4 protein-coding genes are annotated in these 11,898 nt (G+C 54.9%); all 4 read left to right on the top strand.

Features of this window, described 5'->3' with window-relative positions; genetic code table 11:
• Window positions 1–12: 12 nt before the first annotated feature.
• The 4 genes from recC (at window position 13) to recD (ending at window position 11,813) form a co-directional block, all read left to right on the top strand.
• Window positions 13–3,381, top strand: a complete 3,369-nt coding sequence (gene recC / locus SK34_RS07205) for an exodeoxyribonuclease V subunit gamma (RefSeq protein ID WP_048232726.1) — start codon at window positions 13–15, stop codon at window positions 3,379–3,381.
• A gap of 179 nt (window positions 3,382–3,560) precedes the next feature.
• Complete coding sequence (gene ptrA / locus SK34_RS07200; RefSeq protein WP_048218530.1) at window positions 3,561–6,449, top strand: pitrilysin; 2,889 nt, start codon at window positions 3,561–3,563, stop codon at window positions 6,447–6,449.
• Window positions 6,442–9,987: an exodeoxyribonuclease V subunit beta gene (gene recB, locus SK34_RS07195; protein ID WP_048232724.1), complete on the top strand. Its 3,546-nt coding sequence runs from the start codon at window positions 6,442–6,444 to the stop codon at window positions 9,985–9,987. Before ptrA ends, recB begins: the two co-directional genes overlap by 8 nt.
• A complete protein-coding gene (gene recD, locus SK34_RS07190) occupies window positions 9,984–11,813 on the top strand; it encodes an exodeoxyribonuclease V subunit alpha (RefSeq protein WP_048232723.1) in 1,830 nt (609 codons plus the stop codon). The genes recB and recD overlap by 4 nt, the downstream gene beginning before the upstream one ends.
• The last annotated feature ends 85 nt before the right edge of the window (window positions 11,814–11,898 follow it).

Here is an 11,898-nt window from a genome sequence, read left to right as displayed (position 1 = left end):
TCAGGAGTCGCTATGTTAAGGGTCTACCACTCCAACCGTCTGGATGTGCTGGAAGCGTTAATGGAGTTTATCGTTGAGCGCGAGCGGCTGGACGACCCCTTTGAGCCTGAGATGATCCTGGTTCAAAGTACCGGTATGGCGCAGTGGTTACAAATGACTCTTGCACAGAAGTTTAGTATTGCCGCCAATATCGATTTTCCGCTGCCCGCGAGTTTTATCTGGGATATGTTTGTGCGCGTGCTGCCGGATATCCCGAAAGAGAGCGCGTTCAACAAACAGAGCATGAGCTGGAAGTTGATGACGCTGTTGCCGCAATTACTGGATGGCGATGACTTTGCATTGTTGCGCCACTATCTGACGGACGACACCGATAAACGTAAGCTTTTTCAGCTTTCCTCGCGCGCGGCTGACCTTTTCGACCAGTATTTAGTCTACCGCCCTGACTGGTTGACCCAGTGGGAAGCGGGGCGACTGGTTGAGGGACTCGGCGAGTCTCAGGCCTGGCAGGCACCGTTGTGGAAAGCGCTGGTGGAATACACCGCGGAGTTGGGCCAGCCGCGTTGGCATCGTGCCAATTTATACCAACGATTTATTCAGACGTTGGAAAACGCGTCCGAGTGCCCGCAGGGACTGCCTTCTCGCGTCTTTATTTGCGGCATTTCGGCGCTGCCGCCGGTTTATTTGCAGGCATTGCAAGCGCTGGGTAAGCACATCGATATTCATCTGCTGTTTACCAACCCTTGTCGCTACTACTGGGGAGATATTAAAGATCCTGCCTGGCTGGCGAAGCTGATGGCGCGTCAGCGTCGGCACAGCTTTGAAGAACGGCACCTGCCGCTGTTTCGTGATAACCAGAAAGCCGAAGGATTATTTAACAGCGATGGCGAACAGGATGTGGGCAACCCGATGCTGGCCTCGTGGGGCAAGCTGGGGCGTGATTACATTTATTTGCTTTCGGAGCTGGAAAATAGTCAGGAACTGGATGCGTTTGTCGACATTACGCCTGACAACCTTTTGCATAATATTCAATCGGATATTCTGGAACTCGAAAGTCATGCCGTGGCGGGCGTCACGCTGGAAGAATATTCCCGTAGTGACAATAAACGCCGGCTTGATCTGAACGATACCAGCGTGACTTTCCATGTCTGCCATAGCCCACAGCGCGAGGTGGAAATTCTGCATGATCGGCTGTTGGCCATGCTGGAAGCGGACCCAACGCTGACGCCGCGCGATATTATCGTGATGGTGGCGGACATCGATAGCTACAGCCCATTCATTCAGTCGGTCTTTGGCAGTGCACCAGCCGAGCGTTACTTACCTTATGCGATTTCCGACCGTCGGGCACGCCAGTCTCATCCCGTCTTACAGGCTTTTATTAGTCTGCTGTCTCTACCGGATAGCCGTTTTGTCTCAGAGGATGTCCTGGCGTTACTGGATGTCCCCGTGCTGGCGGCGCGTTTCAACATTGATGAAGAAGGGTTGCGCTATCTTCGCTTATGGGTCAATGAATCCGGGATTCGTTGGGGAATTGACGACGATAACGTGCGTGAACTGGAACTTCCGCCTACAGGTCAGCATACCTGGCAATTTGGTTTAACGCGTATGCTGCTCGGCTACGCGATGGAAAGCGCGCAGGGCGAGTGGCAATCGGTATTGCCTTACGATGAGTCCAGCGGTTTGATTGCCGAGCTGGTAGGGCATCTGGCCTCGTTGCTGATGCAGCTTAATCTCTGGCGTAGAGGATTAGCGCAGGAACGACCGCTGGAAGAGTGGCTACCTGTTTGTCGGGAAATGCTCAATGATTTCTTCCTGCCGGACGCGGATACCGAAGCTGCGATGACGCTGATTGAACAGCAGTGGCAGGCTATTATCACCGAAGGTTTAGGGGCCGAGTACGGCGATGCTATACCGCTCTCTCTGTTACGTGATGAGCTGGCCCAGCGCCTTGATCAGGAACGCATCAGCCAGCGCTTCCTGGCGGGTCCCGTTAACATTTGTACGCTGATGCCGATGCGCTCCATTCCGTTCAAAGTGGTGTGCCTGCTGGGTATGAACGATGGCGTTTATCCACGCCAGCTTGCGCCGCTGGGCTTTGATTTAATGAGTCAAAAACCGATGCGGGGCGATCGCAGCCGTCGTGATGATGACCGCTATCTGTTCCTCGAAGCATTGATTTCGGCACAGCAGACGCTCTACATCAGCTACATTGGCCGCTCGATCCAGGATAACAGCGAGCGCTTCCCGTCGGTGCTGGTGCAAGAACTGATGGACTACATTGGGCAAAGCCATTATCTGCCGGGTGACGAATTGTTGACCTGCGATCAAAGCGAGACAAGGGTAAAAGCGCACATTACCCGTTTGCATACCCGTATGCCCTTTGATGCGCAAAACTATCTACCAGGCGAACAGCAAAGCTATGCCCGGGAATGGCTACCTGCGGCGAGCCTGTCAGGAAAAGCGCACACGGATTTTGTGCAGCCTCTTCCTTTTGAAATGCCAGAAACGCTAACGCTGGAAACACTGCAGCGATTTTGGGCACATCCGGTACGCGCCTTTTTCCAGATGCGTCTGAGGGTCAACTTCCGCTCTGAAGAGAGTGAGATCCCGGACACGGAGCCTTTCACCCTTGAAGGATTAACCCGCTATCAGCTTAATCAGCAATTGCTTAATACACTGGTTGAAGAGAACGACGCTGAACGACTGTTCCGCCGTTTTCGTGCGGCGGGCACGCTACCCTATGGGCCGTTTGGCGAAATTCTGTGGGATACGCAGCGTCAGGAGATGCAGTCGCTGGCTGAGCGTATTATCGCCTGTCGTCAGCCCTGTCAGAGCATGGAAATCGATCTTAACTGTAACGGCGTACAAATCACCGGTTGGTTGCCGCAGGTACAAGAGGACGGTTTGTTGCGCTGGCGCCCATCTTTGATCAGCATTGCGCAGGGCGTGCAACTTTGGCTGGAACATCTTGTCTATTGTGCGAGTGGCGGTACGGGAGAGAGCCGATTATTCCTGCGTAAAGACGGGGAATGGCGTTTTCCGCCGCTGGATGCAGAACAGGCGTTGCTGTATCTGTCGCAACTCATTGAGGGGTATCGGGAAGGCATGTCGTCACCATTGCTGGTATTGCCCGAAAGCGGCGGTGCATGGATAAAAACCTGTTATGACGCCGCAAATGATGCCATGTTAGATGACGATGCAACGTTGCAAAAAGCGCGCAGTAAGTTTCTGCAAGCCTATGAAGGCAACATGATAGTACGTGGCGAAGGTGATGATATCTGGTATCAGCGTCTTTGGCGTCAACTGGATGCTGATACGCTGGAGACTATTGTTTTACAGTCTCAACGCTACCTGTTACCGATTTTTCGCTTCAATCAGTCATGATGGCTGTATAAAAATTGCGCAATTCGATAGCTTCCACTATGATGCGCATTCTGTCACGGACTGATTCTTACAAAGAGAAGATGCTGGCTCGTTCAGCACATAGTCTTGCCCTGTTCAGACCATGTATTTATGCGTGGTTTGTAGTGAACAGGTGAATACGTTAATGATGAGGTTTGTGAATGCCCCGCAGCACCTGGTTCAGCGCATTACTGTTGTTCGTCGCCCTTTGGGTTCCCGTAAGTCAGGCAGATACCGGTTGGCAGCCTTTAGCTGAAACCATCCGTAAAAGCGATAAAGATACCCGTCAGTATCAGGCCGTGCGCCTTGATAACGGCATGGTTGTGCTGCTGGTATCCGATCCTCAGGCCGTGAAATCCCTTTCTGCACTGGTAGTTCCCGTGGGCTCGCTGGAAGATCCGGACGATCATCAGGGGCTGGCGCACTATCTCGAACACATGTGCCTGATGGGCTCGAAAAAATACCCGCAGCCGGACAGCCTGGCTGAATTTCTGAAAATGCACGGCGGTAGCCACAATGCCAGCACTGCGCCTTATCGTACGGCCTTCTATCTTGAAGTCGAAAACGACGCGTTGGTGGGGGCGGTGGATCGCCTGGCGGATGCTATTGCCGATCCATTGTTGGATAAAAAATATGCCGACCGTGAGCGTAACGCGGTTAACTCCGAGCTGACGCTGGCGCGTACCCGAGACGGGATGCGTATGGCGCAGGTGAGCGCTGAGACTATCAACCCGGCGCACCCTGGCTCGCGTTTCTCTGGCGGGAATCTAGAGACATTAAGCGACAAACCGGGCAACCCGGTGGTACAGGCGTTACAAAAATTTCATGAAAAGTACTACTCCGCGAACCTGATGAAGGCGGTGATTTATAGCAATAAACCGCTGCCAGAGCTGGCGCGGATAGCGGCTGACACCTTTGGGCGCGTGCCGAACAGAAATATCGAAAAGCCTGAAATTACCGTACCGGTCGTCACTGATGCGCAAAAGGGCATCATCATCCACTATGTTCCGGCAATGCCGCGTAAAGTATTGCGCGTCGAGTTTCGTATCGATAACAACAGCGCGCAGTTCCGCAGTAAAACCGATGAGCTGGTGACCTACCTGATTGGCAATCGTAGTCCGGGCACATTGTCTGACTGGCTGCAAAAGCAGGGCCTGGTTGAAGGTATTCGCGCAGACTCCGATCCGGTGGTCAACGGGAACAGCGGCGTGTTAGCCATTTCCGCGACGTTAACCGACAAGGGGCTGGCGAATCGCAATGAAGTTGTCGCGGCAATCTTTAGCTACCTCAATTTGTTACGCGAGAAAGGCGTCGATAAACGCTATTTTGACGAGCTGGCGCATGTGCTGGATCTCGATTTCCGTTATCCCTCCATCACCCGTGATATGGACTACGTGGAATGGCTGGCTGATACCATGATCCGCGTTCCCGTCGAGCATACGCTGGATGCGGTGAATATTGCTGACCAGTACGATGCGAAAGCTGTTGAGCAACGTCTGGCAATGATGACGCCGCAGAATGCGCGTATCTGGTATATCAGCGCGAAAGAGCCGCATAATAAAACCGCTTATTTTGTCGATGCGCCTTACCAGGTGGATAAAATCAGTGACAAAACCTTTGCCGACTGGCAGCAAAAAGCACAGGGCATTGCGCTGTCGTTACCGGAGGTGAACCCCTACATTCCGGATGATTTCACGCTGATTAAGACGGATAAAAAATACGCTCATCCGGAGCTGATTGTTGATGAGCCGGATTTACGCGTGGTGTATGCCCCGAGCCAGTATTTTGCCAGCGAGCCGAAGGCTGACGTCAGCGTGATCCTGCGTAACCCGAAAGCCATGGACAGCGCCCGCAACCAGGTCTTATTCGCACTTAACGATTACCTGGCGGGGATTGCGCTCGATCAGTTAAGTAACCAGGCATCGGTAGGTGGAATTGGTTTCTCTACCAACGCTAACAATGGGTTGATGCTTAACGCCAACGGCTACACCCAACGTTTGCCGCAGCTTTTTCAGGCGCTGCTGAGCGGCTATTTCAGCTATACCTCAACGGATGAACAACTGGAACAGGCGAAATCCTGGTATGCCCAGATGATGGATTCCGCAGAAAAGGGTAAAGCCTACGATCAGGCTATTATGCCGGTGCAGATGCTTTCTCAGGTGCCTTATTTTTCACGTGATGAGCGCCGTCAGTTGCTGCCTTCCATCACCCTGAAAGAGGTGATGACCTACCGCGACGCCTTAAAAACCGGTGCGCGACCTGAATTCCTGGTCATTGGAAATATGAGCGAAGCTCAGACAACGAGCATGGCGCGGGATATCCAAAAACAGCTTGGTGCGAACGGGTCACAGTGGTGTCGTAACAAAGATGTGGTGGTGGACAAGAAGCAGTCCGTCATCTTTGAAAAAGCAGGCAGCAGCACGGATTCAGCACTGGCGGCGGTATTTGTGCCAACCGGATACGATGAATACACCAGTTCAGCCTACAGCGCCATGTTGGGGCAGATTGTTCAGCCGTGGTTCTACAATCAGCTGCGTACTGAAGAACAGTTAGGTTACGCCGTATTTGCTTTCCCGATGAGCGTTGGCCGTCAGTGGGGAATGGGGTTCCTGCTGCAAAGCAGTGATAAGCAGCCGTCTTACCTCTGGGAGCGTTATAAAGCGTTCTTCCCGACGGCGGAAGCGAAGCTGCGGGCGATGAAACCTGAAGAGTTCGCGCAAATTCAGCAGGCGATTATTGCGCAAATGCTGCAGGCGCCGCAAACGCTGGGGGCAGAAGCCTCACAGTTAAGCAAAGATTTTGATCGCGGCAATATGCGCTTCGATTCACGTGATAAAATAGTGGCTCAGATTAAACTGCTGACGCCGCAAAAACTTGCCGACTTCTTCCATCAGGCGGTGGTTGAGCCGCAAGGCATGGCGATATTGTCACAGGTTTCCGGCAGTCAGAACGGGCAAGCAGAATATGTGCACCCGGAAGGCTGGAAAGTGTGGCAGACCGTCAGCGCGTTGCAGCAAACCTTACCCCTGATGAGTGATAAGAATGAATGATGCCGCTGAGTCCCTTGATCCACTGCGTTTGCCCCTGACGGGCGAGCGTCTGATTGAAGCCTCTGCGGGCACCGGTAAAACCTTTACCATCGCCGCCCTGTATTTACGTTTACTGCTTGGACTGGGCGGCTCTGCCGCCTTTCCTCGTCCTCTGACCGTCGAAGAACTGCTGGTAGTCACCTTCACTGAGGCGGCTACCGAAGAGTTGCGCGGTCGAATTCTTAGCAACATTCATGAACTGCGAATTGCCTGCCTGCGTGAAACCACCGACAACCCGCTATATGCCCGTTTGTTAGATGAAATTGCCGATAAAAAACAGGCTGCTCAGTGGCTGTTATTGGCTGAAAGACAGATGGATGAAGCGGCGGTGTTTACCATCCACGGTTTTTGTCAGCGTATGCTCAGCCTTAACGCCTTTGAGTCTGGCATGCTGTTCGAACAGCAGCTGATAGAAGATGAATCGCTGCTGCGCTATCAGGCCTGCGCGGACTTCTGGCGTCGGCACTGCTACCCGCTGCCCCGCGACATTGCGCAGGTGGTTTTTGAAACGTGGAAAGGGCCGCAGGCGCTGCTGAGAGATATCGATCGCTATCTGCAAGGGGAAGCACCGGTTATCAAGGCTCCTCCGCCCGATGACGAAACACTGGCCTCCCGGCATGAACAAATTCTTGCACGCATTAACCAGATCAAGCAGCAATGGCGTGATTCTGTTGATGAGCTGGATGGTCTGCTGGAAGCCTCCGGGATCGATCGGCGTAAATTTAATCGCGCTAACCAGGGTAAGTGGATCGAAAAGATCAGCGCGTGGGCGCAGGAAGAAACTCAAAGCTATCAGCTGCCTGATGCGTTGGAGAAATTCTCCCAGCGCTTTTTAGAAGAGCGAACCAAAGCGGGCGGGATAACTCCTCAGCACCCGCTTTTCGTCGCTATTGATGAACTGCTTAGCGAACCGTTAACCCTGCGCGATCTGGTGATCACCCGGGCGCTGGCGGAGATCCGCGCGGCGGTTGCCGAAGAGAAACGCCGCCGCGGCGAGCTGGGTTTTGACGATATGCTCAGCCGTCTGGATGCGGCGTTGCGCAGTGAAAGCGGTGATGCGCTGGCGACGGCTATTCGTACCCGTTTTCCGGTTGCCATGATCGATGAATTCCAGGATACCGATCCGCAGCAGTACCGTATTTTTCGTCGGATCTGGCAGCATCAGCCGGATACCGCACTTCTGCTGATTGGCGATCCAAAACAGGCGATTTACGCGTTTCGTGGCGCGGATATCTTCACCTATATGAAGGCGCGCAGCGAAGTCAGCGCACACTATACGCTCGATACTAACTGGCGTTCGGCCCCTGGCATGGTCAATAGCGTGAATACGCTTTTCAGCCAGATGGACGACGCCTTTATGTTCCGCGAAATCCCCTTCAGTCCGGTAAAATTCGCAGAAAAAAACCAGTCGCTTCAGTTTGTTTTACACGGTGAAACGCAGCCAGCCATGAGTATGTGGCTGATGGAAGGGGAAAGCTGTGGCGTAGGCGACTATCAGAACTACATGGCGCAGGTGTGCGCCATGCAAATTCGTGACTGGCTTAAGGCCGGGCATTCTGGCGCTGCGCAACTGGTCAGTGGCAAAGCCTCCAGCCCAGTACGCGCGTCGGACATCAGCGTACTGGTACGTAGCCGCCAGGAGGCGGCGCTGGTCCGCGATGCGCTGACGCAACTGGCCATTCCCTCCGTCTACCTCTCTAACCGTGACAGCGTATTTGAAACGCTGGAAGCGCAGGAGTTGCTGTGGGTGCTGCAGGCGGTGATGACGCCGGAGCGTGAGAACACGCTGCGTAGCGCGCTGGCGACCTCAATGATGGGGCTGAATGCGCAGGATCTTGAAGCGTTAAATAACGACGAAAATGCCTGGGATGCGGTGGTCGAGGAGTTCGATGGTTATCGTCAGATCTGGCATAAACGCGGCGTGATGCCGATGCTGCGCGCGCTGATGGCTGCCCGCCAGATTGCGGAGAACCTGCTGGCGACGGCGGGGGGCGAACGTCGACTGACCGACATTTTACATATCAGCGAGCTGTTGCAGGAAGCGGGCTCGCAGCTGGAAAGCGAGCATGCGCTGGTGCGCTGGTTGTCCCAGCATATTCGTGAACCCGACAGCAATGCGTCCAGTCAGCAGCTCAGGCTCGAAAGCGACAAGCATTTGGTTAAAATCGTCACCATCCATAAATCGAAAGGGCTGGAATATCCGCTGGTCTGGCTGCCATTTATCACCAATTTCCGCGTCCAGGATCAGGCTTTCTACCACGATCGCAGCTCCTTTGAAGCGGTGCTGGATCTCAGCGATGCCGAGGAGAGCGTTGAGCTGGCAGAAGCGGAACGTCTGGCGGAAGACCTGCGTTTGCTGTATGTCGCGCTAACCCGTTCGGTATGGCACTGCAGCCTTGGCGTTGCGCCGTTGGTACGACGTCGGGGCGATAAAAAAGGGGATACCGATGTGCATCAGAGCGCCCTTGGTCGCCTGTTGCAAAAAGGCGAGCCGATGGATGCCGCGGGTCTGCGTGGCGCGATTGAAGCGCTGTGCTGCGACGATATTGCCTGCCAGATTCCCGCGCAGCCTGACGGCGAACCCTGGCAGGTTGCGCAGTCTGTTAGCCGTGAACTGAGTGCAAAAATACTGCAGCGTACGCCCGGCGATAGCTGGCGCGTGACCAGTTATTCCGGTCTGCAACAGCGTGGACATGGTATTGCGCAGGATCTGATCCCTCGACTGGATATCGATGCCGCAGGCGTCGGTGAGGTTATTGAAGAATCAGGACTCACACCGCATCAGTTCCCGCGCGGCGCTTCGCCGGGTACGTTCTTGCATAGCCTGTTTGAAAATCTCGATTTTACGCAACCGGTGGATCCGCATTGGGTCGAGGAGCAACTGGCGTTGGGCGGTTATGACGCGCACTGGACGCCGGTTTTGACCGAATGGCTGGACGCCATTTTGCAGGCGCCTCTCAACGAGACGGGCGTGAGTTTGAGCCAGCTTTCCGCGCGAGAAAAACAGGTGGAGATGGAGTTTTATCTGCCGATTTCGCAGCCGCTGATTGCCAACCAACTTGATGCGTTGATTCGCCAGTACGATCCGCTCTCGGCGGGGTGCCCTGCGTTGGACTTTATGCAGGTGCGCGGCATGCTAAAAGGCTTTATTGACCTGGTATTCCGCCATCAGGGGCGCTATTACCTGCTCGATTACAAATCGAACTGGCTGGGTGAAGACAGCTCCGCCTATACGCAGCAAGCTATGGCCTCTGCCATGCAGGCGCATCGCTACGACCTGCAGTATCAACTTTATACCCTGGCGCTGCATCGCTACTTGCGCCATCGCATTGCTGATTACGATTATGAACGCCATTTTGGCGGAGTTATCTATCTCTTCCTGCGTGGCGTTGACCGTGAAAATCCGCAGCAGGGAATTTATGCGACCCGACCTGACGGAGAGTTGATCGCTTTGATGGACGAGTTGTTTGCCGGTGTGCCGCTGGAGGAGATGTCATGACAATCCAGAAACGATTACTGGAAGCCGTTGAGCAAAAGCAGCTTCGCCCTCTGGATGCCCAGTTCGCGCTGGCGGTTGCCGGAAATGATAACCCTGCCGTTGCGCTGGCAGCGGCGTTGCTCAGCCGTGAAGCAGGAGAAGGGCACGTCTGCTTACCGCTTTCGCGTCTATCCCGAAGTGAGGGCGCCCATCCTCTGTTAAGCGCCTGGCTCGCTGAAGCGGGAGAGCCCGAAAACTGGGCGGAATGCCTGCTGGCCTCCGGGGCGGTAAGCCGTGGCGAGCAGCCCACACCGCTGGTGCTGTACGGCGATCGTTTGTATCTGAACCGGATGTGGCATAACGAACGCGCGGTGGCGCGCTTTTTCGGTGAAGTTAACTACGCCATTGAGGTGGATGAACAACGGCTGACCCACACGCTGGCAGCGCTGTTTCCGCCCGTTGAAGGCGTTAACTGGCAAAAAGTGGCCGCTGCTGTCGCGCTCACCCGTCGTATATCGGTGATCTCCGGCGGACCGGGGACCGGAAAAACAACAACGGTGGCGAGGCTTCTGGCGGCGTTGATTCAGATGGCGGACGGTGAACGCTGTCGTATTCGTCTGGCGGCGCCCACGGGAAAAGCAGCAGCACGTCTGACCGCCTCGCTGGGCGCGGCGTTGCGTGAACTGCCGCTGACCGATGAGCAAAAGAAGCGCATTCCCGATGATGCCAGTACGCTGCATCGATTATTAGGCGCTCAGCCTGGTAGCCAACGCTTGCGGCATCATGCAGGAAACCCGCTGCATCTTGACGTGCTGGTAGTGGATGAAGCCTCGATGATCGATTTGCCGATGATGTCGCGCCTTATCGATGCGCTACCGCCACACGGGCGGGTGATTTTTCTGGGCGATCGCGACCAGCTCGCTTCTGTTGAAGCGGGGGCGGTGCTGGGGGATATCTGTGCTTTCGTCGGTGATGGTTTTACCCCGGAGCGTGCCCGCCAGCTTAGTCGCCTGACTGAAACCACTATTCCGGCTGGTTCGGGAACTCAGGCGGCTGCTCTGCGCGACAGTTTGTGCCTGCTGCAAAAGAGCTACCGTTTCGGTAGCGATTCCGGAATCGGTCAGTTGGCTGCGGCGATTAATCGTGGTGACAAAGCCGCGATAAAAACGGTCTTCCAGCAGGGATTTAGCGACATCGAAAAACGCGCTCTGCACAGCAGCGAAGATTACGCTGCGATGCTGGAGGAAGCGCTGGCGGGTTATGGTCACTATCTGGATTTACTGCGCGAGCGCGCCGAGCCGGATGCTGTCATTCAGGCCTTCAATGAGTATCAGCTATTGTGTGCCCTGCGGGAAGGACCGTTTGGCGTGGGTGGTTTGAATGAACGCATTGAGCAGGTGATGGCGCAAAAACGCAAAATTCACCGTTCGACGCATAGCCGCTGGTATGAGGGAAGGCCAGTGATGATCGCGCGCAATGACAGTTCGCTGGGATTATTTAACGGTGATATTGGCATTGCCCTGGATCGTGGGCAGGGTCTGAGGGTGTGGTTTGCGCTGCCGGGCGGTTCTATCAAATCGGTCCAGCCCAGCCGCTTGCCTGAACATGAAACCACCTGGGCAATGACGGTGCACAAATCGCAGGGATCTGAGTTTGACCACGCGGCGTTGATTTTACCCAACCAGCATTCACCTGTGGTGACTCGCGAGCTGGTCTATACCGCCGTTACCCGCGCGCGCCGTCGTTTGTCGCTGTATGCTGATGAGCGGATATTGAGTGGCGCCATTGCCACCCGAACCGAACGCCGCAGCGGATTGTCGGCGTTGTTTAATGATGGCATGATGTAGGGCGGATAAGCGTCAGCGCCATCCGGCTGTGTGCCTGATGGCGACGCTATCGCGTCTGATCAGGCCTACGATCTGCATACCAAAG

Source organism: Citrobacter sp. MGH104, assembly GCF_001034485.1.
GTDB lineage: Bacteria > Pseudomonadota > Gammaproteobacteria > Enterobacterales > Enterobacteriaceae > Citrobacter > Citrobacter freundii.
Note: the sequence above shows the minus strand (reverse complement) of the source record. Positions and strands in the feature narration are given on the sequence as shown.

What these genes read in the sequence shown, in the direction of transcription:
- recC (WP_048232726.1), top strand. Translation starts at nt 13, where the DNA reads ATGTTAAGGGTCTACCACTCCAACCGTCTGGATGTGCTGGAAGCGTTA.
- ptrA (WP_048218530.1), top strand. Translation starts at nt 3,561, where the DNA reads ATGCCCCGCAGCACCTGGTTCAGCGCATTACTGTTGTTCGTCGCCCTT.
- recB (WP_048232724.1), top strand. Translation starts at nt 6,442, where the DNA reads ATGAATGATGCCGCTGAGTCCCTTGATCCACTGCGTTTGCCCCTGACG.
- recD (WP_048232723.1), top strand. Translation starts at nt 9,984, where the DNA reads ATGACAATCCAGAAACGATTACTGGAAGCCGTTGAGCAAAAGCAGCTT.